18 protein-coding genes and 1 pseudogene are annotated in these 26165 nt (G+C 66.4%); 9 read left to right on the top strand and 10 right to left on the bottom strand.

Annotation, left to right across the window (positions count from 1 at the left end):
- Nucleotides 1–22: 22 nt before the first annotated feature.
- Both FLG15_RS13975 and FLG15_RS13970 read right to left on the bottom strand, forming a co-directional pair.
- Nucleotides 23–3133, bottom strand: a pseudogene (locus FLG15_RS13975) (TonB-dependent receptor domain-containing protein).
- A gap of 346 nt (nucleotides 3134–3479) precedes the next feature.
- Nucleotides 3480–4214 carry an SIMPL domain-containing protein gene (locus tag FLG15_RS13970; protein WP_057677483.1) on the bottom strand — a complete coding sequence of 245 codons (735 nt, stop codon included), beginning with the start codon at nucleotides 4212–4214 and terminating at the stop codon, nucleotides 3480–3482.
- A gap of 138 nt (nucleotides 4215–4352) precedes the next feature.
- Between FLG15_RS13970 and FLG15_RS13965 the strand changes: the two genes are divergently transcribed.
- The 3 genes from FLG15_RS13965 (at nucleotide 4353) to FLG15_RS13955 (ending at nucleotide 10507) form a co-directional block, all read left to right on the top strand.
- Complete coding sequence (locus FLG15_RS13965; protein WP_057677484.1) at nucleotides 4353–4925, top strand: Maf-like protein; 573 nt, start codon at nucleotides 4353–4355, stop codon at nucleotides 4923–4925.
- Nucleotides 4925–6424 carry a ribonuclease G gene (gene rng / locus FLG15_RS13960; protein ID WP_054319332.1) on the top strand — a complete coding sequence of 500 codons (1500 nt, stop codon included), beginning with the start codon at nucleotides 4925–4927 and terminating at the stop codon, nucleotides 6422–6424. Before FLG15_RS13965 ends, rng begins: the two co-directional genes overlap by 1 nt.
- Nucleotides 6425–6586: 162 nt before the next feature.
- Nucleotides 6587–10507, top strand: coding sequence for a YhdP family protein (locus FLG15_RS13955; protein ID WP_057677485.1), 3921 nt, complete (start codon nucleotides 6587–6589; stop codon nucleotides 10505–10507).
- 15 nt (nucleotides 10508–10522) lie between these two features.
- On the opposite strand, the gene FLG15_RS13950 is transcribed toward FLG15_RS13955, so the two are convergent.
- A complete protein-coding gene (locus FLG15_RS13950; protein WP_057677501.1) occupies nucleotides 10523–11275 on the bottom strand; it encodes a DUF6065 family protein in 753 nt (250 codons plus the stop codon).
- 98 nt (nucleotides 11276–11373) lie between these two features.
- Between FLG15_RS13950 and tldD the strand changes: the two genes are divergently transcribed.
- Nucleotides 11374–12819, top strand: a complete 1446-nt coding sequence (gene tldD / locus FLG15_RS13945) for a metalloprotease TldD (RefSeq protein WP_057677486.1) — start codon at nucleotides 11374–11376, stop codon at nucleotides 12817–12819.
- A gap of 256 nt (nucleotides 12820–13075) precedes the next feature.
- Here the strand turns inward: tldD and yjgA are convergent, their stop codons facing one another.
- Entirely contained in the window at nucleotides 13076–13654 is a 579-nt protein-coding gene (gene yjgA, locus FLG15_RS13940; RefSeq protein ID WP_057677487.1) for a ribosome biogenesis factor YjgA, read from the bottom strand.
- Between the two features lie 147 nt (nucleotides 13655–13801).
- On the opposite strand from yjgA, the gene pmbA reads away from it, so the two are divergent.
- Both pmbA and FLG15_RS13930 read left to right on the top strand, forming a co-directional pair.
- On the top strand, nucleotides 13802–15169 hold the full coding sequence (gene pmbA, locus FLG15_RS13935) for a metalloprotease PmbA (RefSeq protein ID WP_150146603.1): 1368 nt from the start codon (nucleotides 13802–13804) through the stop codon (nucleotides 15167–15169).
- Between the two features lie 322 nt (nucleotides 15170–15491).
- On the top strand, nucleotides 15492–15953 hold the full coding sequence (locus tag FLG15_RS13930; protein ID WP_017156393.1) for a DUF4870 domain-containing protein: 462 nt from the start codon (nucleotides 15492–15494) through the stop codon (nucleotides 15951–15953).
- Between the two features lie 69 nt (nucleotides 15954–16022).
- Here FLG15_RS13930 and FLG15_RS13925 read toward each other — a convergent pair whose 3' ends face one another.
- From FLG15_RS13925 to FLG15_RS13895, 5 genes are all read right to left on the bottom strand, one after another.
- Nucleotides 16023–17123, bottom strand: a complete 1101-nt coding sequence (locus tag FLG15_RS13925) for a M35 family metalloendopeptidase (RefSeq protein WP_057677489.1) — start codon at nucleotides 17121–17123, stop codon at nucleotides 16023–16025.
- 462 nt (nucleotides 17124–17585) lie between these two features.
- Complete coding sequence (locus FLG15_RS13915) at nucleotides 17586–18461, bottom strand: polyprenyl synthetase family protein (protein ID WP_150146600.1); 876 nt, start codon at nucleotides 18459–18461, stop codon at nucleotides 17586–17588.
- 1 nt (nucleotide 18462) lies between these two features.
- Complete coding sequence (locus FLG15_RS13910; RefSeq protein WP_150146597.1) at nucleotides 18463–18723, bottom strand: exodeoxyribonuclease VII small subunit; 261 nt, start codon at nucleotides 18721–18723, stop codon at nucleotides 18463–18465.
- A 31-nt stretch (nucleotides 18724–18754) separates the two neighbouring features.
- Nucleotides 18755–20059, bottom strand: coding sequence for a tRNA lysidine(34) synthetase TilS (gene tilS, locus FLG15_RS13905; RefSeq protein WP_057677491.1), 1305 nt, complete (start codon nucleotides 20057–20059; stop codon nucleotides 18755–18757).
- Nucleotides 20060–20428: 369 nt separating this feature from the next.
- Nucleotides 20429–22135, bottom strand: a complete 1707-nt coding sequence (locus FLG15_RS13895) for an alkaline phosphatase family protein (protein WP_057677493.1) — start codon at nucleotides 22133–22135, stop codon at nucleotides 20429–20431.
- Between the two features lie 144 nt (nucleotides 22136–22279).
- On the opposite strand from FLG15_RS13895, the gene FLG15_RS13890 reads away from it, so the two are divergent.
- The 3 genes from FLG15_RS13890 to FLG15_RS13880 all read left to right on the top strand — a co-directional run bounded on the left by FLG15_RS13890 (nucleotide 22280) and on the right by FLG15_RS13880 (nucleotide 25196).
- A complete protein-coding gene (locus FLG15_RS13890; RefSeq protein ID WP_057677494.1) occupies nucleotides 22280–23620 on the top strand; it encodes a dicarboxylate/amino acid:cation symporter in 1341 nt (446 codons plus the stop codon).
- A gap of 7 nt (nucleotides 23621–23627) precedes the next feature.
- Nucleotides 23628–24464, top strand: a complete 837-nt coding sequence (locus tag FLG15_RS13885) for a class I SAM-dependent methyltransferase (RefSeq protein ID WP_150146594.1) — start codon at nucleotides 23628–23630, stop codon at nucleotides 24462–24464.
- Nucleotides 24465–24704: 240 nt separating this feature from the next.
- Entirely contained in the window at nucleotides 24705–25196 is a 492-nt protein-coding gene (locus FLG15_RS13880) for an acyl-CoA thioesterase (protein ID WP_057677496.1), read from the top strand.
- A gap of 207 nt (nucleotides 25197–25403) precedes the next feature.
- On the opposite strand, the gene FLG15_RS13875 is transcribed toward FLG15_RS13880, so the two are convergent.
- Complete coding sequence (locus FLG15_RS13875; RefSeq protein WP_017168813.1) at nucleotides 25404–26153, bottom strand: C40 family peptidase; 750 nt, start codon at nucleotides 26151–26153, stop codon at nucleotides 25404–25406.
- Nucleotides 26154–26165 lie beyond the last annotated feature (12 nt).

Below are 26165 nucleotides of genomic sequence, written 5' to 3'. Positions count from 1 at the left end.
GCGACGCTGACGGGAGAGTGCGTCAGTAGTCGTACGACACGGACAGCACCGCGTAGCGCGGCTGGGTGAAATAGACCCCCATGCCGTAGGTGTTGGACAGGGTGTAGGGGCTGTCTTCCCAGGTGGAGTCCACTTGCAGCGGCTTGCGTTCGTTGAAGATGTTGAAGCCCTGCAGGGTGACGGCCAGTTTCTTGTCGGCAAATGCCGGGCGGTAGGTCAGGCCCAGGTCGACGATCTTGGTCCACGGCAACCGGCCAGCATCGCCCGGACGCGACGGTTGGCCATTGCAGGTGTGGTACGAAGAACCATAGCCCACCGGATCGCCGGCATCGGAATCTTCGCTGATGCCGTTGATGCTCACATATCCCAGGCAGGATTTCGGGGTGCCCGACAGGATGCGGACATTGCCCGCGATCAGCCATTCCGGTGCGATCTGGTATGAGCCGTAAAGCTTGATCTGGTGGCGGCGATCGTTGGCCAGGTAGCCGCCCGAGTACCACATCAGCGCAGCAGCATCCCAGTCCTGGGTCTTGGACACATCGGTCTGCCCGATATCCGATTTCACCTGGCCCTCGGTATTGCCGAAGTTGCGCGACCAGGTGTAATCGATACGGCCTTCCCACTTACCGTCGAATGGATGCTGCAGGAACAGGTCCACTGCCAGGTACGTGCGCTTGGCCTTCTTGTCGAAGCCCCAGTCCGTCGGCGACATCGTCACCGAGGTGCGACCCGAGCCATCGAGATTGGCGAGGCTGAAGGAATTGGTTTCGCCGGGATTGAAGATGATGCAGCCAGGCACATTGACGGTGCTCGGGTCGACGCCCGATGCCGTCAACTTTGTCCGCATGCGGTCCGCATCGCAGACGTCGTCGATGGTGGCGCCGAGCGTGCGATAGGTGGCCTTGGCGCCGGTGACCCAACTCTCGCCCAAGGTCTTGTCGAAGCCGAGCATGAACTCATCCTGGTACATCGACTTCAGGTCGGTGGCGGCGATGCCGGCGGCATCCGGTGCCTGGCCGCATTCCAGGTTGGACGACACGATGTTGCCCGAACAGGAGAACCCGGCGGATGGATCCACTGAGACCGGCGTCAGCCCGGTCGGGTTGCCTTGCGCATCGATGCCGGCGTAGGTGAAGTATTCGCGCGTGAAAGTGGACGGCGACGCGCCACGGATGGCCACGCTGTTGGGCAGCGCCAGATAATAGCGACCGGCGTTGCCGTAGACCTTCAGCGACGAGTCGCCGAACACATCCCAGCTAAGTCCCAGGCGCGGCGCCCACTGATCGCCGCTGGTCACGTAAGCCTCACCCAGATCATTGAAGTTGGTGAACTTGTCGTTGCGAAGACCCAATGTCAGCAGCAGCTTGTCGTTGACTTGCCACTTGTCTTCGAGGAAGTAAGCCTTCTGCGCGACTGACATGCTGGTCGCCGTATTGAATACCGAGCGATAGACGTAGTAGCCGTTGCCACCGGCCGGACCCACGCCCAGTGCAGCGCTGATGGGCGAGGTGGGGCGGGAGGAGCGGCCATAGATCCAGCGGTAGCCCGGACCCGTGGTGATGACACCTTCGTTGTCGGCATTGAAATACATGTTGTCCACACCTGCGGTCAGAGTGTGGCTGCCCAGCACGTATTCCAGATCGATGCGCAGGCCGCGCGTCTTGTTTTCGCCGTCGCGTGCCTGGCTGGAGGTCTGGTTGTTGCGGATCTCGCTGCCCCCGGTGATAGCCGGGTCCTGCAGATTGGTGTTGGTCAGTAGCGGTGCGGTGCTGGGGTTGTTGCGGAAGTCGGTCTGGCGACTCTTGCCATAAGTGGCGCTCAGAGTCAGATCGTCGGTGATATAGCTGGTGTACTTGCCGATGTAGTAACGGTCGTTGACCTTGACCGTATCGGCGAATGCGCCGTTGGCGTCGCTGACAACGTCTGGGTATCCGTTGAAATCGGTATAAGCACCGCCTTCGCGATAATTGTTCTTGACGCCGGTCAGTTCGAGGATATTGCTGTCGTTGATGTTCCAGTCGATTTTGGCGTAGACCTTCGGCTCATCAATGCGATAGTTGTTGCGGCCGATGACCGGGTCGTCTCGGCGTGCAGTGGAAACACCTTCGGTGCGTTCCTGCTCTGCGGCAACGAAAACGAACAAGCGGTCTTCGACCAGCGGGCCGCCGGCATAGACGCTGTAGACCGTGTTCCAGAAGGTGTCGTCCTTTCGGCTGCGGTAAAGCGTGCCGGGCAGGCTTTCATCGCTGTACTCATAGCCGGCAGGCGGTGCGGCATCAGGGTAGAAGACGTTTTTGTAGTCGCTGGAGAGCGACTTCGGACGCCACAATGCCTGCGCGCCAAAATGCCACTCGTTGGTGCCGCGCTTGCCGACCTGGCTGAGCACGCCGCCGGCCGAGCGGCCGTAGCGGGCGCTATAGCCGCCGGTATAGGTCTCTTGTTGGTCGATGGCGCCGTAGGGCAGGGGTGACGCCGCCAATGTTGGTCAGCGGATTGGAGCTGAGATAGCCGTTGAGGTAGTAGGCGTTCTCGGTGACGCCGGCGCCGCCGAAGGAAATGGCGTTGCCGAAATAGCCGCTGCCCTGTACCGCGCCAGGCGACAACAACGCGATCGCTTCGCCCGAGCGTGCCAGCGGCAAGCGCTGCAGTTGCTCGGCCGTAATGACGGTACGTGAAGCAGTGGCAGAGACGTCCACCGGCGAAATATTTTTGCCGGTCACCGTGATGGTGCCCAGGGTGGCAGTGTCGTCGGACGCACTGCTGCTGCCGAAGGACACATCGGTACCGGCGCCAACGCGCAATTCGATGTTCTTGCGGGTTTCGGCGGCCTGGCCTTCGCGTTGCAGCGTGACGGTGTAAGTGCCGACCGGAAGGTTGCCGATGGCATAACGGCCATTGGCATCGACCGTTGCCGTGCGCGTCAGACCGGTATCGCTCTGCGCGGTGACCGTTGCACCTGCACTGGCCGGCGCGCTTCCGTAGATGCCAGCAGTGGTACTTTGCGCGGCTGCAGTGCCGGTGGGAGCATGCCGACGGCGCCGCTCAGGGCAAGCGCAAGCATGCTGATGCGGCCATAGCGCGCAGGCGAGGTGGAGCGGAACGAGCGGCGTCGCCGCGCGGCGTGGCTGGTCATCTCTATCGCTCTCCGGATGAGCGCCGTCACGAAGATGACGGTGCGTTGACAACCGATGCTAGAGAGCGGTCGCGCCTGCTTAAAGAACGATTTCTCTGAATTTCATGTTTTTTTAAGCACAAACAACCAAGAACGCGTATTCAGGACAAATGGGCGTGACCCTGGACACTTGAACCAAGCAATTGTTTTGGTCATGGAGAAGGTCGCCAGCCGCCAGTCAGTGGTGATCACCAGCGACTCGCGGCGGCCAGAGGTGAGGTGTGCACTGGCAAGCGTGCAAACGACACTGCCCTCCGGGGAGGGCAGTGCAAATGCAACGCGTGGGACTGGATGATGGTCTGCCCTGTCAACGCCCCAGTTCGAACGTCACCTCCAGGTTGATCGACAAGGTGCTTTCGCCGGGTGCGACCGGGGTGTCCATCTCGGCCTTGGCCGAGCGCATCGAGGCGGCCATCATCATCGGGCGGACCGCGCCGCCGCTGCGGCCTTCGGAGATGCTGACGATGCGGCGCACCTTCAGGCCCAGCGATTTGGCATACGTCTCGGCGCGCGCCTGGGCCTTCTTCAGTGCGGCAACCCGGGCTTCGTCGTAGACCGGCTCGGGTTGGTCGATCGAAAAGCTGGGGCCGTTGATGTCGTTGGCGCCTTGCGCAACCAGCGCGTCGAGCACCTTGCCCAGGCGGGTGATGTCGCGCACCTTGAGGCTGACCGTGTTGCTGGCCTGGTAACCGTTGATCTTGGGCGCTTCGTTCTCCTTGTAGGTGTACTGAGGGCTCAGGTTGATGCCGCTGGTTTGCACGTCCTTGTCGGCGATGCCGGCGGCCTTGACCGCGGCCATGACCTTGCTCATCTGTTCGGCGTTCTGGCGCATGGCGGCGTTGCCGTCAGCGGCCTGGGTGACCACACCGGCAGACAGCGTGGCGATGTCCGGCACACGCTTGGCCTCGGCCTCGGCCGAGACGTTGAGCAGGGTGCCGTCGCTGGGAATGGTGTAGCTCGACGCAGGTTGGGCGTGGGCAGTCATGGCGGTTCCGGCAGCGATGGACAGGGCCAGCAACAACGGCTTGAGATGGGTACGCATGAGATCTCCTTGTCTGTGTGGGGAGCGTGTTGGCAGGTCGATGAATGTGTTGTGAGTCGAGCACGACCACCCCGTTGGCAACGGTGTGTGCGTTCACCAGGCAAGCGGGCGAGTGCAGGCAACAGGTATGCTGGACGGATGCTCTATCTCGCTTCCCGTTCGCCGCGCCGACAAGAACTCCTGCAACGCCTGGATGTGCCGTTCCAGACGTTGCAACTGGATGTGCCCGAGCTGCGCGCAGCCGATGAATCGCCCGACCAGTACGTGCAGCGCGTTGCGTTTGAGAAGGCGCACGCCGGGCTGGCGCTGGTACAGGCCGCCGACCCCGACGCCATCGTGCTGGGCTCCGATACCGAAGTGGTGCTGGGCGAGCGGGTGTTCGGCAAGCCGGTCGATGTGGACGATGCCGTCGCCATGCTGCGCGCGTTGTCCGGGCGCACCCACCAGGTGCTCACGGCGGTGGTTCTAGTCTGCGCACGGCGCGCGCCGGCGCAGGCATTGGTGGTGTCGGAGGTCACCTTCGACACCCTCGATGATGCGCAGATCGCCGCCTACGCCGCCTGCGGCGAGCCGATGGGCAAGGCTGGCGCCTATGCGATCCAGGGCCGCGCCGAACGCTTCATCGCCCATCTGTCCGGCAGCTATTCCGGCGTGATGGGATTGCCGCTGTATCACACCTCGCAGTTGCTCACTGCCTTCGGAGCGCATTGATGTCGGAAGAGATTTTGGTCAACGTCACCCCGCGCGAGACCCGTGTGGCGGTGATCGAGAACGGCATGCTGCAGGAGTTGCATATCGAGCGCGGCTGGCGCCGGGGCGTGGTGGGCAATATCTACAAGGGCAAGGTGCAGCGGGTGATGCCCGGCATGCAGGCGGCCTTCGTCGAAGTGGGGCTGGAGCGTGCCGCGTTCCTGCATGCCAACGATGTGGTCCGGCTGGCACCGGCGCCCGCCAGCGTGGTCGATACCGAAGAAACCCCGATCCCGCCGCCGCCGCCGGCCTCGGTGCCGATCGTGGAGCTGCTGCGCGACGGCCAGGAGATCGTGGTGCAGGTGGTCAAGGACCCGATCGGCACCAAGGGTGCGCGGTTGACCACGCAGATCAGCATCCCTTCGCGCTATCTGGTGCTGTTGCCGCAGTCCAAGGTGGTGGGGGTGTCGGCGCGCATCGAAGACGAAGCCGAGCGGCTGCGCCTGAAGACCATCGTCAGCGAGGTCTCGGCCCAGCATGGCGGCTTCGGCTACATCATCCGCACCAACGCCGAGGGCCAGCCGGCCGAGGCGCTGGCCGAGGACATAGCCTACCTGTCGCGGGTCTGGAACGTGGTCGAGCGCCGCGGCCGCGAAGCGCCGCCGTGCAGCATCATCTACGAAGACCTGAGCCTGCCGCTGCGTGCGGTGCGCGACCTGATTCGCCGCGACGTGGAAAAGGTCAAGGTCGATTCCAACGAGACCTTCGTGCAGCTGCAGGCCTTCGTGGCCAAGTACATGCCGGTGCTGGCCGAGCGACTGGAGCTGTACACCGGCGACCGCCCGATCTTCGACCTGTACGGGGTCGAAGACGAGATCGGGCGTGCGCTGAACAAGCAGGTGCCACTCAAATCCGGCGGCTATCTGGTGATCGACCAGACCGAGGCGATGACCACCATCGACGTCAATACCGGCTCGTTCGTCGGTCAGCGCAATCTTGAAGAAACCGTCTTTCGCACCAACCTGGAGGCCGCGCAGGCGGTGGCGCGGCAACTGCGCCTGCGCAACCTGGGCGGCATCATCATCATCGACTTCATCGACATGGACGATCCGGAGCACCGCCGACAGGTGCTGCGCACCCTGGAAAAAGCGCTGGCACGCGATCACGCCAAGACCACCGTGTACGAGTTCTCGCCGTTGGGCCTGGTGGAAATGACCCGCAAGCGCACCGTCGAAAGCCTGGAGCGCCAGCTGTCGGAGACCTGTGGGCACTGCGGCGGGCGCGGCACCATCAAGACCGCCGAAACGGTGACCTACGAGATCTTCCGCGAGATCACCCGCGCGGTGCGCCAGTTCGATGCCGCGCGCCTGCTGGTGATCGCCTCCTCGAAAGTGGTCGCCCGCATCACCGAGGAAGAGTCCGCCGCCGTGGCCGAACTGGAAGAGTTCCTCGGCAAGAGCATCCGCTTCCAGTCCGACGACCAGTATCTGCAGGAGCAGTTTGATGTGGTGTTGCTGTGAGGCCGCGAATCGGGAATCGGGAGTGGGGAATGGGTGTGGAGCAACGTCCGCTCAACGGCGCTTTGGTTATCCCTTCAGCCTGGATGCGCAATCAGGCGGCTGACCGTTCGTAAGCCGGGGCCGGTGCCCTTACGATTCCCCATTCCCCATTCCCAGCCGTTAATGCCCACCCCGCTGCGCCGCCGTCTGCGTCTGTTTCGCCGCTATGCGATCACTGCCTGCGCGCTTGCGCTGGTGGCGGTCGCGTTGTTGGTGGGCGCGGCCAGCCAGGCGCTGCCGTTGGCCGAGGAACATCCGCAGCAGATCGCGCAGTGGCTGAGCCAGCGTGCCGGTCAGCCGATTGCGTTCGACCGGCTGCAGACCGAATGGACCCGGCGCGGTCCGCTGCTGCGGCTGGATGGGCTGCGTATCGGTCCGCACGGCGAGGTGCGTGTCGGCCAGGCCGAAGTGCTGCTGGCGATGTACGCCGGGTTGCTGCCGGGCCATTCGCTGACCGAGATACGTCTGCGCGGCCTGGCGCTGACCTTGCAGCGCAGCGACGACGGTGTGTGGTCGGTCCAGGGCATGCCCGGCGGCGGAAACTCCGATCCGCTGGATGCGCTGCGCCGGCTTGGCGAGATCCAGCTGGCCGAAGCGCGCCTGCATGTGGCTGCGCCGTCGATCGGACTGGACACCACGCTGCCGCGTATCGACCTGCGCCTGCGCGTCAGCGGCTCGACCGTGAAGGTGGGCAGCCGTAGCTGGATCGATCTCAAGCGCGCGCCGCTGACGGCGGTGCTGGAATTCGACCGCGACAGCGGCGACGGCAGTGCCTACATGCAAGCCGACCCGGCCGACCTGTCTGCGTGGGCGTCGCTGCTGCAGTTCGGTGGCATGCGCGTGGATGGCGGTGGTGGGCGCTTGCAGGCCTGGGCGCAATTGCGCGCGCGCCGGATCGCCGCAGTGAGCGTAGATGTCGACCTACAGCAGCTGCGCCTGTCCGGGGCCGCACTGCCGGACGAAACCGCGCGGCGTACGCTCACCTGGGAACGGCTGCAGGCGCGTGCGCGCTGGCAGACCATCGATGGCGGCTGGCGCGTGGACGCGCCGCTGCTGCGCCTGGGCCAGGCAGCGCAGCTGCAACACCTGGACGGGCTGAGCATTGCCGGCGGGCGCCGCTATGCGGTCGTGGCCAAGCATGTGGATGTCTCGGGCCTGATCGCAGCTGCCGCCCTCAGCGAGCAGTTGTCGCCTGCCTTGCGGCGCTGGCTGAGCCTGTCCAAACCGCAGCTGCGCGTGGCCGACCTGCAGGTGGTCGGCGAGCAAGGCGGCACGCTGCGCGCGCAGGGCCAGATCGAAGCGCTGGGGTTTCTGCCGGTGGGCAATGCGCCTGGCATCAGTGGCCTGCGCGGCACCCTCGATGGCGACGCGCAGGGCGTCGAGCTGGACCCCGCGCCCGACGCCACGCTGCGTTTCGACTGGCCGACCGGCTTCGGCGTGGTGCACGAGATCCAGCTGGCCGGCAAGATCGTCGGTTGGCGCGAAGGCGCGGGCTGGCAGGTCGCCACTCCGGCGCTGCGCGTGCAGGGCAAGGATTACGGCGCCAACGTGCGTGGCGGGTTGTGGTTCCAGGGCGATGGCAGCCGCCCACGCATGCAGCTGGCGGCCCAACTGGACGATGTGGCGTTGCCGGTGGCGCGCAAGTTCTGGATCCGCTCCAAGATGAGCGAGGCCGCCATCGACTGGCTCGACATGGCCGTGGCCGGCGGCACCGTCACCGGCGGCACTGGCCTGGTCAGCGGCGATCTGGACGATTGGCCGTTCGACAATAACGACGGGCGCTTCGAAGCGTTCGGGCAGATCCGCGATGGCCAGATCCGCTTCCAGCCGGACTGGCCGGCGATGGAGCAGGTTCAGGCCCACCTGAGCTTCATCGGCAACGGCTTCTCGCTGCAAGGGCAGGGCGATCTGGCCGGTACCCCGATCGCGCAGCTGGAAGCGGGCATTCCCAGCTTTGCCACCTCCGAACTTTACGTCCGCGCCTCCACCCAGGCCGATGCGGCGCAACTGCTCGGCATGTTGCGCAAGAGTCCGCTGGAGCGGCGCTACGGCGACACCTTGCGCAATCTCACCGTGTCCGGGCCGGCCGCCGTGACCTTCGACCTGCTGCGCCCCCTGCGGACGCATGGCGTCGGTGGGCATCTGCAGGGCACAGTGGCCCTGCAGGGCGCCAAGCTGGCCGACGCGCGTTGGGATCTGGCCTTCGATCAGGTCAGCGGGCAGGCCCAGTACCGCGACACCGGCTTTGCTGCCGAGCGGCTGAGCGTGCAGCACGAAGGCCGCAGCGGCGAATTGTCGTTGCGCGCCGGCGGCTTGGTGCAGGACCCCGCGCAAGCCTTCGAAGCGCGTCTTGGCGCCACCCTGGATGCCAAGGAACTGTTCGACCGTGCACCCCAGATGGAATGGCTGCGCCCGTACGTGCATGGCAGTGCGCCCTGGCAGGTGGGCGTGGATGTGCCGCTGCCGCCAGCCGGGCAGACCGATGCGAACGCGGTGCTGACGCTGCGGTCCAATCTGGTCGGCACCACGCTGGATCTGCCCGCGCCGTTGGACAAGGCCGCCAGCGAGCCATTGGATACCCGGGTCAAGGTCGCGCTGCCGCTGGGCGATGGCGACATCGATGTGGGATTCGGCAAGCTGGTCGCGCTCAAGGCCAGCAGCCATGGCGAGCAAACCGGCGTGCGCGTGGTGATGGGCACCGACACCGTTACCGAACGGCCGCCCGCCAACGGGCTGGTGGTGACCGGCCGCGCCGCGTCGCTGGATGCGATCGACTGGATCAGCCTGGCGCGCGGCAGCAGCGGCGACGCCGACATGCCACCGTTGCCCGGGCAGCCGGCGGTGCCTACCAAGGACCCGATGCCGTTGCAGCAGGTGGATGTGCAGGCAGATCGGTTGCTGATGATCGGCGGGGTGTTCCCGCAGACGCGTCTGCGTCTGCGCCCCACCCGCGATACGGTGGCGGTGACGCTGGACGGCCCCTCGCTGGCCGGCCAGCTCACTGTTCCCAATGCCGACGGCGCAACGGTGCAGGGCACGTTGAAGACCGTGCACTGGCAGCCGGTGGAGGCGCCTGCCGAGCCGGCCGCGCCCGAACCGGGCGACCCCTTGGCAGGCGCGTTGCCGGAGCCCGCGCGCCGTGCGGTGGCCGAATTCGACCCGGTGTCGATCCCGCCGCTGGCATTGGATATCGCCGATCTGCAGATCGGCAAGATGACCTTCGGCGCGGCCACCCTGCGCAGCAGCCGGCTCACCGACGGCATGCAGGTGGATCAGCTGCAGCTGCGCTCGGACGATCAGAACATCGGCCTCACCGGGGCCTGGCGCGGCAAGGGCGAGGCGGCCAGCACGCGGCTGTCGGCGCGCGTGGACAGCCGCAACCTGGGCAATCTGCTGCAGAACCTCACCCTGGGCGGCCAACTGCGCGGCGGCGAAGGGCAACTGGAGCTCAACGCCGGCTGGCAGGGCTCACCAACCGGTTTCGCGCTCGGTTCGCTGGATGGGAACCTGAAGGTCGATGTGCGCAACGGCCAGTTGCTGGAAGTGGATCCGGGCGCCGGCCGCGTACTCGGCCTGCTGAGCGTGGCGCAGCTGCCGCGCCGGTTGATGTTCGACTTCCGCGATTTCTTCTCCAAGGGTCTGGCCTTCAACAAGCTGGCCGGCGAGGTGCGCTTCGGCGAGGGTTTCGCGCGCACCGACGCCATCCGCATCGAAGGCCCGGCTGCCGACATCGCGATTCGTGGCCAGACCGACCTGCGCGCGCAGACCTTCGACCAGACCGTGGACGTGAACCCCAAGGCCGGCAACCTGCTGACCGTGGTCGGCGCAGTGGCCGGTGGCCCGGTGGGTGCCGCCGTCGGCGCAGCCGCCAACGCGGTGCTCGGCAAACCGCTGGGCGCCATTGGGGCAAAGACCTATCACGTCACCGGGCCGTGGAAAGACCCGCAGGTGGACGTGATGGAGCGCGAGGCGCGCGAGCGGGCGCCGAGCAAACCGGCCGCACCGTCGGGCAAGTCCGGCAAGGCAGATCCGACGCAGCGCTGACGGAGTCCGTCGGCCTCACTCTGCGGGCGTGTCCTCGCTGCCGGCGCGGGTGAACATCGGCAAGCGCAGTCGCGAGCGATGGCCCGGCACTGGCGGCTGTGCGGGTGCGGTCAAGCCAAGAAAGTAGCCGCGCTGCCATTTCTCGCGCGCCGCGGCCGAGTGCGCATCGGGCAGCTCATCGAGAAAGCGCGTGCGGCTTTGGGTCCAGTCGGCGTGTTGCTGCGCCAGCTGCGGCGCTTCGGAAAGCGGTTTCCACTGCGGTTGTATCTGCTCGATCAACTGTCGCTGCAGCGGTAACAGATGACAGAACGGCTCGCCCGCCTCGAAGCGCACCCGCCCGGGCCGGGTGAAGCGCCAGTTCATGGTGAAGGTGTGCGGGCTCCAGTCGGTTTCCACCATGCCGCTCAGCGCGCCGATGCCGTCCTTGGGCCGGTTGAGCGGGCCGGTCACGAACAGGTCGATGCCGGTGTCGGTGCGGAACAGGCACGGTACGTGGAAGGTCAGCACGCCGTAGCCGAAGTGGCTGATCGCCGGTGCGTGCGTCTGCGCATCGGCCGTGATGGTGATCGCCGCCAGTGCGTCGCTGCCGTCCCAACTGGCTTCGAAACCGGACTGGCACAGCAGCTCCCAGCCATGCGCATTGGCGATCGCCAGCGGCAGGCAGCGGTAGGCGTAGCGCTGGTCGGTGGCGTCCATCCACGCACGCTCGTGCGGGGCAGGGCGGATGTCCAGCGTGTGGCCGTCCAGGACGTGGGCGATGAGCTTCATGCGCGGGCGATCGGTGAAGAGCTGGCTGGCGATGATAGCTGCGCGCATGTTCAGCCGAACGACTTGTCTCCCCGGCGCGCGGGCCCCATCCTGACCACATGACCGATAACGCTCTCACTCTGGCCGAAACCCGGCTGCTGCTTCCTTCCGGCCTGGACGCCGGCCATCTCGATCGCACCTTCGGCGCCCTGCTGGGCCCGGGCATCGACTTCGGCGATCTGTATTTCCAGCATTCGCGGCGCGAGAGCTGGAGCGTGGAAGACGGCATCGCCAAGGACGGTGCGCATTCCATCGAACAAGGCGTGGGTGTGCGCGCAATCGCCGGCGAGAAAACCGGCTTCGCCTATTCCGACGACATCCATCGCGATGCCCTACTGGAAGCGGCGCAGTCCGCGCGCGCGATCTCGCGCGAGGGCGGCGCGCAATCCACCCGCGCGCTGGTGCGCGGCAACGGCCGTGCGTTGTACCCGGCCACCGATCCCATCGACGACATGGACAGCGCCACCAAGGTGGACCTGCTGCGCCGGATCGACCAGTTCCTGCGCGCTGCCGACCCGCGCGTCAATCAAGTGATGGTGAGCCTGTCCGGCGGCGTGGACACGGTGCTGATCGCCCGCAGCGACGGCGTGCTGGCGGCCGACGTGCGCCCGCTGGTGCGCTTGAACGTGCAGGTGATCGTCGAACAGGGCGGCCGGCGCGAATCCGGTTATTCCGGCGGCGGCGGGCGTTACGGCTATGCCGAGCTGTTCGCCGACGGCCGCCCGGAAGGGTTTGCACGCGAAGCGCTGCGCCAGGCGCTGGTGAATCTGGACGCGATCCCGGCGCCGGCCGGGGTGATGCCGGTGGTGCTCGGCCCGGGCTGGCCCGGCGTGCTGCTGCACGAGGCGGTGGGGCACGGCCTGGAAGGCGACTTCAACCGCAAGGGCACCAGTGTCTACGCCGGGCGCATCGGCGAGCGCGTGGCCTCGCCGGGCGTGACCATCGTCGACGACGGCACCCTGGATGGCCGTCGCGGCTCGCTCAATATCGACGACGAAGGCACGCCCAGCCAGTGCACCACGCTGATCGAAGACGGCGTGCTGGTGGGCTACATGCAGGACAGCCACAACGCGCGCCTGATGGGCGTGGCGCCCACCGGCAACGGCCGCCGCGAATCGTTCGCGCACCTGACCATGCCGCGCATGACCAACACCTACATGCGCGCCGGCCAGCACGACCCGGAAGAGATGATCCGCTCGGTCAAGAAGGGCATCTATGCGGTGAACTTCGGCGGCGGCCAGGTCGACATCACCAGCGGCAAATACGTGTTCTCGGCTACCGAGGCCTATTTGATCGAAGACGGCAAGGTGACCGCGCCGGTCAAGGGCGCCACCTTGATCGGCAACGGCCCGGAGACCATGCAGAAGGTGCGCATGATCGGCAACGACCTGGCATTGGACGAAGGCGTAGGCGTGTGCGGCAAGGACGGGCAGAGCGTACCGGTCGGTGTCGGCCAGCCCTCGCTGTTGATCGACGGCATTACGGTTGGCGGAACGCAGGCCTGAGATGCGGGGATTTGGGAATCGGGATTCGGGATTGGTAACGGCAGGAGCGGGGCGCCATGTGGCCGTGCCGTGTACTGCGCCGGTCTCGAAACCGCGATTGGGGGTCAGAGCGTCGGGAAGCGCGGCGATAGAGGTGCGCAGCGTCCTTGGCGCTCAGGTGTCGCCCGCCCGGGTTGCTGATGGTGGACGCTGGTTGCCGCGGTTGGCTGCGGCGGAGGCGCCGGTTGAGCGGCTCCACGATTGCGGCCGCCAGCTCCTATTCTTCGTCTTCCAGATCCTGGTCGTCGTCCAATCCCGAATCCCCACTCTCCAATCCCTGCTCCTGCGACAGCTCGCGCAGGACCTGGAACAGTTCGCGGTAGGCGCGCGGAGGCTTGTTTTTGGCGCGTTCGTGGATCGCGTTGCGCACCAGCTGACGCAGTTGCTGGCGGTCGGCGGCCGGGTAGGCTTCCAGCAGTTCGGCCAGCGCCACGTCGCCTTCGGCGAGCAGGCGTTCGCGCCAGCGTTCGACCCGGTGGATCGCCGCCACTTCGCGGCGCGCGGTGTCGCTGTTGGCGTCCAGCGCATCGCGGATCGCGGCCAGGGTCTGCTCGTCCTCGCGGCGCATGTGCTTGGCCAGAAACGCCAGTTGCCGCTTGTGCGCGATATGCGAGGTGATGCGCTTGCTCTCTTCGATATGCGGGATCAGCGATTCGGGCACCGGCAACTTGGCCAGCTGCGCCGGGGTCAGCGCCACCAGCTTTTCGCCCAGGTCGAAAATCTCCAACGCCTCGCGCCGTTGCTGGCTGCGGCTGGCGCCACGAAATTCACCGGTCTCTTCATCGCGTCCGCGCATTGCCACCACATCCCGAAACTTGGTTGATAAACATCTGCGGCCTCGAACGGCCGCGCGTCGGCGGAACAATTCCGCACCGAATTCAAACACTCCGGCCATGGACGGCCGGGCTTTCGCGGACGGATCCGCGTTTCCAAGGATAAAGCATTGAACGCACTCTCCTCCGAAATCCGCGTTACCGACGACAGCCTGCAGCGCCTGGATGCGCTCACCGACATCTCCCAGCGCCTGCTCGAGCGCGCGCGCGCCGCCGGCGCCACGCAAGCCGAAGTCAGCTGCAGCGAAGAGCGCGGCCTGGACGTGAATGTGCGGCTGGGCGATGTGGAGACGGTCGAATCCACGCGCGATCGCGGCATTGCGGTTACGGTCTACTTCGGCAAGCGCAAGGGCAGTGCCAGCACTGCCGACCTGCAGGATTCCAGCCTGGAATCCACCGTGGCGCAGGCCTGCGCGATCGCCCGCTTCACCGAGGACGACGTGGCCGCCGGCCTGGCCGATCCGGAATTGATGGCGCGCGAGTTCCCCGAGCTGGATAGCTGGCATCCGTGGGCGCTGGACGCCGACACCGCCGTGGATCTGGCGCTGGCCTGCGAAACCGCCGGCCGCGACGCCGACGCGCGCATCAGCAACTCCGACGGCGCCTCGGCCAGCACCGGTCTCAGCTTGTCGGTGTACGCCAATTCGCATGGCTTCATCGGCCGCGAGCGTGGCACCCATCATTCGATCAGCTGCGCGCTGATCGCCGGCCAGGGCGACGGCATGCAGCGCGACGGCTGGTACAGCAGTGCGCTGGCACGCGAGGACCTGGAAGCGCCCGACGCCATCGGCCGTCGTGCCGCCGAGCGTACCGTGGCGCGCTTGCAGCCGCGGTCGCTGCCCACCGGTCAGTTGCCGGTGCTGTTCGCACCGGAAGTGGCGCGCTCGCTGGTCGGCCACCTGCTCGGTGCGGTCTCCGGCGGCGCGCTGTATCGCCGTGCCAGCTTCCTGCTCGACAGCGTCGGCAGCAAGTTGTTCCCGGACTGGTTCAATATCGAAGAGCTGCCGCACCTGCGCCGCGGTTTGCGCTCGGCGGCCTTCGACGGCGAAGGCGTGGCGACACGGCGTTCGGCGCTGATCACCGACGGTGTGCTGCAGCGCTATGTGCTGGGCAGCTATTCGGCGCGCAAGCTGGGCCTGCAGACCACCGCCAATGCCGGTGGCGTGCATAACCTGCAGGTCACCGCCAATGCGGGCGATCTGGCGTCGATGATTGCCGGCATGTCGCGCGGCCTGCTGGTCACCGAATTGATGGGCAATGGCGTCAATCCCGTCACCGGCGACTATTCGCGCGGCGCCGGTGGCTTCTGGATCGAGAACGGCGTGATTGCCTACCCGGTCGATGGCCTGACCATCGCCGGCAATCTACGCGACATGTTCGCCGGCATCGAAGCGGTGGGCAGCGACGTCGACCCGCGCTCGCACGTCAAGATCGGCTCGGTGCTGATCAACCGCATGACGGTGGCAGGCGATAGCTGAGCGGCCTTGGCGGTGCCGACCTGGCCGGTTTGCGCGCGGCAGCGTGTGGTGCAGGCGCACGCCCGGCAGGCAGCCGCTGGAACTGGACGGTACATGCACGTGGCGCCGAAGCGGGCAGCTCACCTTCGCGACCGCTGTCTCCCACGCGAGTGTGTAGAGCCGATGGCTCATGCGGCGGCGCGCGATGTGCGAGCGCTCGCCATGCAGCGACAACGCCGGTGAACACGTCGCCTGCATGGTGCGGGCGGCGCGAGCTCGCAGCACGGCAAGGCCTTTTTTCGAAATGACGTGGCCCTTTGCAGCCACGGCCAGGCGTGCGCCCATGTCTTTCCGCACTGGTGGCTGGCTGAATCGTTGCTATAGTCCGCCGCACCACAACCATGCACGGGGAGACATGATGAGCGAATTCGAATCGCAGGCCGCACCGCCACCGCCGCCGGTCGGCACCAGTCCGTCGGAGGAGCGCACGCTCGCGCTGGCCGCGCATCTGCTCGGCATCGTGACCTCGTTCGTCGGTGCGTTGGTGATTTGGTTAATCAGCAAGGACGCCAACCCGTCCAAGCCGTTCGCGACCGATCAAGCCAAGGAAGCGCTGAATTTCCAGATCACCGTGCTCATTGCCACCGTGGCGGCGATCGTCCTGACCATTGTCTCGTTCGGCATCCTGTTCTTCCTGCCGACGCTGGTGTGGATTGCCAACCTGGTGCTGTGCATCCTGGCCGCAGTCAAGGCCAACAACGGCGAGCACTACCGTTACCCGTTTGCGCTGCGCCTGATCAAGTAATCGGCGCGGAGGAAACAACAAAGGCCCGGCAGCGATGCCGGGCCTTTGTCGTATCAGCCGATGGCGCGATCAGTTCTGCGCCGGGGTGTTTTCGGCGAAGTACTCATGGCTGTCGGCGTTGGTGATGGCCTGGGCCGGGTTGCTGATCGCCAGGCTGCGCGCGCCGGACTGGCCATAGACGCGGTCCTGGGTGCCGGCGACGACCGTGAAGTGGCTGGTTTCGTGCACCAGCGTGCCGGCCTTGGAGTCGGTGCCGGTGGTCGACGCACTCCAGAAGGCGTTGCAGACGTGGATCTCGTACGGCTGGTTCGGATAGACGTAGGCATAGGCGTCCGCCAGATCCGCATCGCAGCTGCAGTTGATCGTCAGCTGGCCGTTGTTCTGGTCCAGCGCATTGTCGATGTTGACGAAGTTCGAGCTGACCCGGCTGTAGCGCGAGGCGTTATAGGTACCGAACCAGGTGGTGTAGCGCGCGCCGGTGCTGCCGGCGTTGAGGTAGTTGCGCGCGTTCTGCGAGTAGTTGCGCGCGGCAGTGACGGCACTGCCGGCCTGGCTGGTGCGGGTGGTGCTGCAGTTGAGGTAGTTGATGCCGTTGACCACGGCGGTCGGGCCGACTGCGAGCTCGCGCTGGACGCCACGGCGTGCACCGTCCAGCCAGACGGTGAGCGGGGTGCTGGTGGCCACGGCCGGCTCGCCGTTGGCCGCCGCCTTCATCAGGCTGCCGTCGGAAAAGGACGCGTACTGCAGCGCCGAGCGCACCTGGATGGTGTAGTTGCCGCTGGTGGACAGATCGTACGCGCCGGCCAGATCGACCTCGCCCTTCACGCTCTGGCCTGGCTGCAGGATGGTGAAGTCGGCCGCCTTGGGCAGGCCGCGTTTGACCAGGCGCCCGGTGTAGTCCACTGGCTTGCCGTCGCGGCTCACTTCCAGGATGCCGTTATCCAGCGACTTCAGCGGCAGCTGATAGGTCGGCACGCGTGCGATCTGGCTGCCGTGATTGGTGACGGTGACGGCGATCTTGCCCTGATGACGCCCAGCCTGGTCGGCCACTGGCGACAGTTCGATGGTCAACGGAACCGGTCCGCGCACGGACTGCGCCTGCGCCGATCCGAGGACGCCAACAACGGCCAGCGTGCCTGCTGCAAACGATGCGAAAAAAACGTTCTTCACCAGTAACTCTCCGTGTGATCGGGGGATGTCCGCGGATGCGGGCAAGCCAAACCTAGGCACGACGAGCGGACGCGACAAGTTATTCAATTGCGAATATTTTTGTTCGCAGCGCACCTATGAACGCTACTGAAATATCACGGATGTAGACAATTCAGCTTTAAAGCGTGCGGTCTGTCATGTGTTGTAGCGTCCAATGTGTCGACGGCTGACACAAACGTGCGCAAGAAAAGTTGCAATGTGTGACCGAGTTCGCCGGACGCCCGCTGCCGCTGCAGAGGTTGACCGTGCGCTGGCGCACGGAGTGCGCAAATCGTGTCCGGCGCGTCCGGTTCATGTCGCAAATCGTCTCGATGTGGCCCGCGCGAGCGAATAGCGCGCCGTTGCGGCACCCGAGGCGCTTCGAATCGATTCGGCAGCGGCCGTTTCTCGCCTGCTGCGCTCTAGCGGCGTCGGCAACCGCGCCTAGTGCGCGCGGTTCACCGCAAACCGGCCCAACGTGGCCAATGTCTCGCCGGGTGGCCCGTAGGGCTGCAGGAGGTCATGCATGCGCGCGGCCAGTTCGGCCAGCTTCGCCTTGGCGCCGTCCATCCCCAGCAGGGCGGGGTAGGTGGATTTGGCTTGCGCCGCGTCCTTGCCGGCGGTCTTGCCCAGCTGCGCCGAGCTCGATTCCACATCCAGGATGTCGTCGCGCACCTGGAAGGCCAGGCCCAGCGCGTCGGCAAACTCGTCCAGACGTTGCTGGTCGGCCGCCGCGGCGTCTCCGGTGAGTGCGCCCATCCGCACCGCTGCGCGGATCAACGCGCCGGTCTTGAGCGCATGCATGCGTTGCAGATCCTGCAGCGATTGCAGTTGCCCGGTCGCATCGATATCCAGCGCCTGGCCGCCGCACATGCCGGCCGCGCCCGCAGCGGTGGCCAGGCTCTGCATCCAGCTAACGCGCAGTTCGGCGCTGGCAGAGGCAGTGGCGAGTAATTCGAATGCGCGCGTCTGCAAGGCGTCGCCGGCCAGAATCGCGGTGGCCTCGTCGAAGGCGATATGCACGGTGGGCTGACCGCGCCGCAGCGCGTCGTCGTCCATCGCCGGCAAGTCGTCGTGCACCAGCGAATAGGCGTGAATCAGCTCTACCGCCACCGCGGGCGTGTCGAGCTGATCCTCGGACGCGCCGAACAACGCGCCGCTTGCGTAGACCAGCAGCGGACGCATGCGCTTGCCCCCACCCAACACGGCATGGCGCATCGCTGCATGCAGGCCCTGCGGCGCATGCGTGGCGCTCGGCAGGCCGGCCTCCAGGCTGCGTTCGGTGCGGGCGATCCAGTGGTCGAACAGCGCCGAGCTCACCTCAGCCGTCCAGCGACGGCGGTTCGAAGGCTTCGGCAAGCTCGGGGCGGGCGGGGTCGGTCAACAGGCGCACGCGCAGTTCGGCCTGTTCCAGCGCCTGCTGGCAATCGCGGTACAAGCCGATGCCGCGTTCGTAGGCCGTGAGCGATTGCTCCAGGCTCAGATCGCCGACTTCCATCTTCTGCACCACTTGCTCGAGTTCTTCCAGCGACTGTTCGAAGCGGGCAACCGGGGACGTTTCGTTCAAGGACTTCTTGGCCATCGCTAAAGTGTGCGGCGCGCGCGCAGGCGGGTCAATTCGCATCGGCAGCCGTGCGCCACTGCAGCGCTGCGACATTGGCCTGCAGCCATGCGTCCAAGGTGCCGGAAATGATGCAGTCGCCGGCGGCGAGCACCTGCTTGCCTTCCCACAGGATCGGCAGGCGCCCGCGTTCCCACGGCGGTAGATCCAGCGCCTGCAGCAGGTGTTTGAGCTGGTGCGAATGTGTGCGCCGCGGCAATACGATGCGCTCGCCGCCCTGGCGTGCGCGCACCAGCAGCGGCTGCGCAAAGCGCAGGCCGGGTGCGCCGAGCAACTGCAACTGCGCACCGTCGGGCAGGTGCAGGGGCGCTGCGCCGTCCCATTGCGCATGCCAGTCCGACGGCCAGGCCGCAACGGGGCGATGCAGAAACAGGCACTGGCGCCAGCGGCGTACTTCAACCTGCTGCCACGCAAAGCAGGCGTGCCGATCTGCGGCGTGATTGGCGATTTCCTGTTCCAGTGCGGCCACACCTTGCGCAGGCAGCGGCGGCGCGTGCGCCGCGCTCACCCAGGCGCGCAACAGCCGTGCCCTTCGTTCCACCGGTTGCGCGCGCAATGCCTGCAGATCCAGCGCGCCGCTTGCGGTCCGCACGCTCGGCAACAACGCCATGTCCTGCTGCAGCAGTAATGCACTGGCATCGGCGCTCAGTTGCGCACTACGCGCCAACGCATCCGGTGCTTGCGGCCAGCGTTGCTGCAGCAACGGCATGACTTGGTTGCGCAGGAAATTGCGGTCGTGGCGTGGATCGGCATTGCTGGGATCTTCGATCCAGCGCAACCCTTGCGCATGCGCGTAGGCGAGCAGGTCTGCGCGAGCATGCGCCAGCATCGGGCGCCACAGCGTGCCGTTGGCGAATGGGCGCTGCGGCCGCATCGCCGCCAGGCCTTCGGGGCCGGAAGCACGCAGCGCACGCAGCAGGAACGTTTCCGCCTGGTCGTCGCGATGATGTGCCAGCGCCAGCCATTCGCCAGCAGTGAGCGCCTGCGCGAACGCCGCGTGGCGCGCGTGGCGTGCCGCCGCTTCCAGCCCAAGCCCGCTGTCGCGTGCCACCTGCACCCGCACGATCTGCAACGGCACCTGCAGCGCGTCGCAGGTGCATTGGCAATGCCTGGCCCAGGTATCGGCATCGGCATGCAGCCCATGATGCACATGCAGCGCGCGCAATCCTGCGTGTCGATAACGCGGCGTTGCCGCCAGCAGGTGCAGCAGCACACTGGAATCCATCCCGCCGCTGTAGGCCAGCAGGACCGGACCGGGCGGGGTGGCTGGCAGCAGGAGCGGGGTGCCGGTCAGCACAGGCGCAACCTTGCAGCGGATCCTGCGCGCTCGGTATGCAGAGGCCATCCCTGTTGCGTGATGGCCGGTCGGTCGCCCGCGTGGGGTGTGCTCTGCTTGGGACGCATCGACGATTCCGTTGTCGCCCGCGTCCGACGGCGCGAACAGCCGTGCGCAGCTGCAGCCTTGGCTGCAACGGGCTGCCGTGCGCGCTCACCGCATCGGTCTGCGGCGACCCATCCGAGCGCCCCACCGACCGCCGCGGATTGCGGCCGTTTGCAGGCGTGCTCGCACCCGGCGTTGGCGACGCCGGGCGGGCAGCTCGCGTGGCGCTGCGTCAACCGCATCACGCGCCGGCTCGCCCGCCATCGCCGCAGCGCCGCCTGCGCATCAGCGCTTGACCGCAGCCTCGAACGTGGCCGGCTTGGGCAATTGGACCGGCACACCAGCCGCGTCGCAGGTGCCTGCCTTGCACAGGCGCTCGCGCAGGCGCGGGGTGGCCTGGACGATGACGTGGTAGATCACGTTCTCTTCCAGCGTGCCGCGGAACGCCGCGCTGCCTGGGCCGGTGGCCCAGATGCCCACATCTTCGCCGCCATGGCTTTCGGATTTGGTCGGCACCAGCGCTTCCTGCATGTAGCTGGGGGCCTCGGTGTCGACGTGGGTCAGGTCCGGGCGGCCGGCGGCCGGCTCGCTGCTGCTGGGTTCGTGTGGATATTTCTTGGGCCCGGCCGGCTGCGCGTTGCTGGCACCGGTGTAGCCGGGGCCGTTGGCGTAGCTGAGCGTGGTGTAGGGCTGGCCGGCCAGGTCGGTGGCCAGCTGGCTGCGGTCGCCTTCTTCGCCGCCGGTGCCGCGTACCTTGCCCAGGATCGGATTGCCGCGCACCGGGTAGCCGACGAAGTTGAGCGTGTGCGAATGATCGGCGGTGACGATGATCAGCGTATCCGGTGGCGCAGTCTGCACGGCAGCGCGCACGGCATCGGACAGCGACACGGTTTCGTCGAGCGCGCGGTAGGCGTTGCCGGCGTGGTTGGCGTGATCGATACGGCCGCCTTCGACCATCAGCACGAAGCCATTCGGGTCACGCGACAGCGACTGGATCGCGGTGCGGGTCATCTCGGTCAGGCTGGGCTCGCCCTGCGGGGTGCGGTTGCGGTCGTGGTCGAACTGCATGTGGTCCGGTTCGAACAAGCCCAGCAGCGCCGGTGCACCGGACGCTGCCTGCAATTGCTGCTCGTTCCAGACATAGGCGCCCTGCGGGTGCGCTTGTTTCCATTCGGCCACCAGATCGCGGCCGTCCAGGCGCAGGCCCACCTTGTCGTCGTATTCCGGGTCGCGCTCCTGCACGCCCTGGAACTGGCTGCGTCCTCCGCCCAGCACCACCTGCGGGCCGCGGCCGTAGCGGGCGGTGGAGAGCAATTGCTGGGCAATGTCCTGGCAACCGGCAGCACGCGCCGACTCTGGAAGGTCGGTGTCGTTTTCCCAGTTGCGGTCCGGCGAATGCGCATAGGTTGCCGCCGGCGTGGCATGGGTCAGGCGCGTGGTGGTGACGATGCCGGTGGCCATGCCGGCACTGTCGGCCAGCTGCAGCCAGCTCAGCAGACCCTTGTTCAAGCTGTCGGCACAGTCGCTGCGGTTGCCGCTGCTGACCCCGATCGCGCCCATGTGCGACTTCACGCCGGTGGTGATGGAGGTCATGGTGCCGGCCGAATCCGGCGTCTGCGAGTCGGTGTTGTAGGTCTTGCTGAAAGCGGTGGCGGGGAATTGTTCCCACGACAACAGGTTTTCCTCGCCCGGGCCGCCCTTGCGCTGGCCATCCAGGATGCGTGCGGCGGCAACCGTGGTCAGGCTCATGCCATCGCCCAGGAACAGGATCACGTTACGCGCCTTGCCGGCCATGGCGCCGTTGCCGGCGGCCCGGGCGGCGCCCGAGCGGTACCACCATTGCGGGGTTTCGCCGGCCGGGTGCACCACCGGCGGTACCTCCACGCGGACCGACGCGGGCGCAGAGGTGCTGCTCCCCGTCGTGGAAGCGCAGGCGGCGACGCACAGCGTGGTCAGGGCGGCGAGGGTAGGCAGGCGGTAACGCATCGGCATCGAACTCGTGGCTGAATCAATCCCCATTATGCCGCGCTGGGTGGTGTCACACCGATGACACAGCGCTGTTCCAGCTGTGGTCTCGCGGGCAAGGCGGCCCTGGGCTATGGTGCAAGCACTTTCCCCCCCGGAAGATTCGACGACATGAAACTGGTTGCGGCGTGGTTGCGCATTCCGTTCTGGCAACGCGTGGTGGCCGGCTTTGTCCTCGGCGCGCTGGTCGGCTGGGCCATGGGCCCGGCGGCCGACGTGTGGTTCGGTCCGCTGGGTGACCTGTACGTCACGCTGATCAAGATGATCGCCATCCCGCTGGTGTTCTTTGCGGTGATCAATGCGATCTCGTCGCTACACGGGCAAAAATCCGTTGCCGCACTCGGCGGGCGCACGTTTTTATGGTTTGTCATCACCGCAGCATTGGCGGTGGGGGTGGGCCTGGCGGTCGGCACGATCATGCAGCCGGGCGCCGGCCATTTCAGTCTGAGCGTGGATTCGGCCTGGAAGCCGCGCGATGTGCCCAGCCCGGTCCAGGTGCTGCTGGATGTGGTGCCGTCCAATCCGTTCTACGCACTGACCGGCATCGGCACCAAGACCAACGCGGCCGGCGAAACGGTGCTGGCGGCGGGGCGTGGCTCGATCCTGCCGGTGATCTTCTTCGCCGCGTTGCTCGGCTTTGCAATGGTCAAGCTCGGCGAGCGGGTGGCCGAGGCGCGCAAGCTCACCGGGCAACTGAGCGACATCATGATCCAGGTGACGCGCTTCGTGCTGGAGATGACCCCGCTCGGCACCTTTGGCCTGATCGCTGGCCTGGTCGGCAGCTACGGTTTTTCGAAACTGCTGCCGTTCGGCAATTTCGTGCTCGCGCTGTACGTCGCCTGCGCGATCCATATTGTGGTGGTCTACAGCAGCCTGTTGCTCGCTCATGGGCTTAACCCGTGGAAGTTCTTCCGCGGTGCCGCGCCTGGCATGCAGGTGGCGTTCGTGAGCTCGTCGAGCTTTGCGGCAATGCCGGTGGCGATGCGGTCGATCACGCATAACCTGGGGGTCAGCAAGGACTACGCCGCATTCGCGGTGCCGCTGGGCGCCAGCATCAAGATGGACGGTTGCGGCGCGATCTTTCCGGCATTGTGCGCGGTGTTCATTGCGCAATACACCGGCGTGCCGCTGACCGCCAATCAGTATTTCGTGGTGCTGATCGCCTCGGTGCTCGGCAGCTTCGGCACGGCCGGCGTGCCGGGCACCGCGGTCATCATGGCGACGGTGGTGCTGAGTGCAGCCAATTTGCCGCTGGAAGTGATCGGCTACCTGTACGCCATCGATCGCATCCTCGACATGATGCGCACCATGACCAATGTCACCGGGCAGATGCTGGTGCCGGTGCTGGTGGCAAAGGAAACCGGGCTGCTCGACAAGCGCATCTACGACGCGGCGTCGACCAATGTCGGGCTGGAAGATCCGCCCGCCGACAGTGCCAAGCCACTGCGCTGAAGACCCGATGCGTGCCGGATGTCCCATGCTGCGCGAACGGCTGCAGCAGCTGCCCGAGCTGGAACACGTCGATGGTGTGTTCGTGCAGCGCGGCCTGGCGGAGGACCCCTTCGAGCAGCACTACCTGGAGATCCGGCGCAAGGAAGGCCGGCTGTACACCGATGCGCAGGTGCGCAGCCTGCCGCGTCCGGGCGGAAAACTGGCGGCAACGCTGGAATGGCGCGTGCGCGCGCTGTCGAGCAGCTTGCTGGTGCAGCACCTGGGCACGCATGCCGGCGAGGGCGCCATCCTCGAACTCGGCTGCGGCAACGGCTGGCTATCGCACTTGCTGGCGCAGTCGCTGCAACGCGAGGTCTGCGGCATCGACGTCAATCGCACCGAGCTCACCCAGGCCGCACGCGTGTTCGGCCATGCAGCGGGCCTGAGTTTCATCGCTGGCGACATCCAGACCGTGGCACTGCCGCGCGAGGTGTTCGACATCATCGTGCTCCCCGCCTGCGTGCAATATTTTGCCGATCCTGGCGCGCTGATCGAACGTCTGCTCGCGCACCTGCGCGAGGATGGCGAGCTGCATATTCTCGATAGCCCGCTCTACGCCACGCCGCAGCGCGGCCAGGAGAGCGCCGCACGCAGCCTGCGCTACTTCACCGAGCTGGGCGTCCCGGAACTGGCCGCGCATTACCACCAGCATACCTACGCGACGTTCGATCGCTTTGCAGTGCAGTGGTTGTTCGACCCGCGTCGTTGGAGTGCACGTGCGCGAAAGGCGCTCAGATTGTCGCAACCGCATTTCCCGTGGCTGCGTCTGCGCAAGCGCGACAACCTTGAGGTGCTTGGCGGTTGAGTGTGCTTGGGGATGTTGGCTGACAACGCCGGGCAGTGTGCGTGGGGCGATCTGGCTTCTCACGCTCGCGGGTGAGCTTCGAGGCATCCGGCATTTGCTGATGGACAGATGCGAAAACGCTGCGTGTGCCGACCGACGTTCTTAGGCGCTCACGTCGGCCGGTGCGGCAATCGCGTTGCGGGTACGACGCGCTTCAACCGCATGGCACACTTCCAGCTCATCCATTGACGAGGGCGGGCGGTGATTGGCCAACAGCGTGATCTGACATTTCGTTTTCTGGCCGAGCCCAGCGACGTCAACTTCGGCGGCAAGGTGCATGGCGGCGTGGTAATGAAGTGGATCGACCAGGTTGGCTTTGCCGCCGCCAGTGGTTGGAGCGGGCATTACTGCGTCACCGTGGCGGTGGGCGGTATCCGGTTCGTGGCGCCGGTGCGCATCGGCGATCTGGTGGCGGTGTCGGCCAAACTCGTCTACACCGGCCGCAGCAGCATGCATTTCGCCATCGATGTACGCGCGCGCAGTCCGATGGGAGGCGACTCGCGCCTGTGCACGCATTGCATCATCGTGTTCGTGGCGATGGACCCGGACGGGGTCACCCCGGTCGAAGTGCCGTCCTGGCGGCCCGACACCCCGGAAGATCAACGCCTGGCCGAATACGCGCTCAAAGTGATGGAATTGAGCAAGGGCATCGAGGACACCATGGCGCGGTACAAGGCCGACACTTCGCAGTAATCCGCATCATGCCTGCGGGTAGGTCATCTGCCCGATGACAGCGTAGGCGGCGCTGGCAGCGTCAACACCCTCGGAGCGACTGGCACGGAGGCCGATAGGCGCCGGGAGGCCGCGCGGTGGCACACGGGCGTCGCGGCCCGGTTCCGCGCAACAAAAAGGCCGCGAGAGCGTCGCGGCCTTGTTCGACGGAGTCCGGGCAACCGAGCGTTACAGCACCCGACGCGCCTGGATGAACTTCTCGCTCCAGTAGCCGCTGGCCAGCGAATCCACGCGCACGTCCTTGCCGCGGCTGGGCGCGTGCAGGAACTTACCGTCGCCGACCACCAGGCCGACATGGTCGATACGACCGCGCTTGCCGAAGAACACCAGGTCGCCGGCCTTCAGCGCGCTCGGGTCCTTGATCAGTTCGGCCGATTCGTCGCGGGCGATGTCGCGCGAGACGCGCGGCAGGTCGATGCCGAGCGCAGTCTTGAACACATAGCCGACCAGGCCGCTGCAGTCGAACCCTTCGGTGGACTCGCCGCCCCAGACGTACGGGGTGCCGAGCAGGGCCATGGCGCGCTGCAGGATCACCTGCACGCGGCTGTCGGCCACGGCGTTCTGGGCAGCATTGGCTGCGCTCTGCGACACGTCGTAATTGGCAAGCAGGCGGCTGAGATCGCCGGCGAACATCGCCGAGCGGTCCATCAGCGGAATGGCGTCGTTGGCAGCCAGATGCGGAAGCAGGGCGGCCAGTGTTGCAGTGGCAGCGGCGTCGGCGCGGCTGCGGGTTGCGGCTTTCTCGGCGGCGACGGCGCTGTCAGGCGTGGTCGTCTGCGGAGCGGATGGCGTGCTGCTGGCGGTCTGCGCGAATGCGGGAAGTGCTGCAATCAAGAGAGCGGTGGCGCATAGCAGGCGGAGCGGTTTCCGGGGCGGAAGCGGTGCGGCGCCAGTTTTGATCTGTTCGTCGTTCGTCACGCGGGAATCACA

The organism is Xanthomonas phaseoli pv. dieffenbachiae (assembly GCF_008639345.1).
Lineage (GTDB): Bacteria > Pseudomonadota > Gammaproteobacteria > Xanthomonadales > Xanthomonadaceae > Xanthomonas > Xanthomonas phaseoli.
This window is presented reverse-complemented; position numbering and strand designations above follow the sequence as displayed.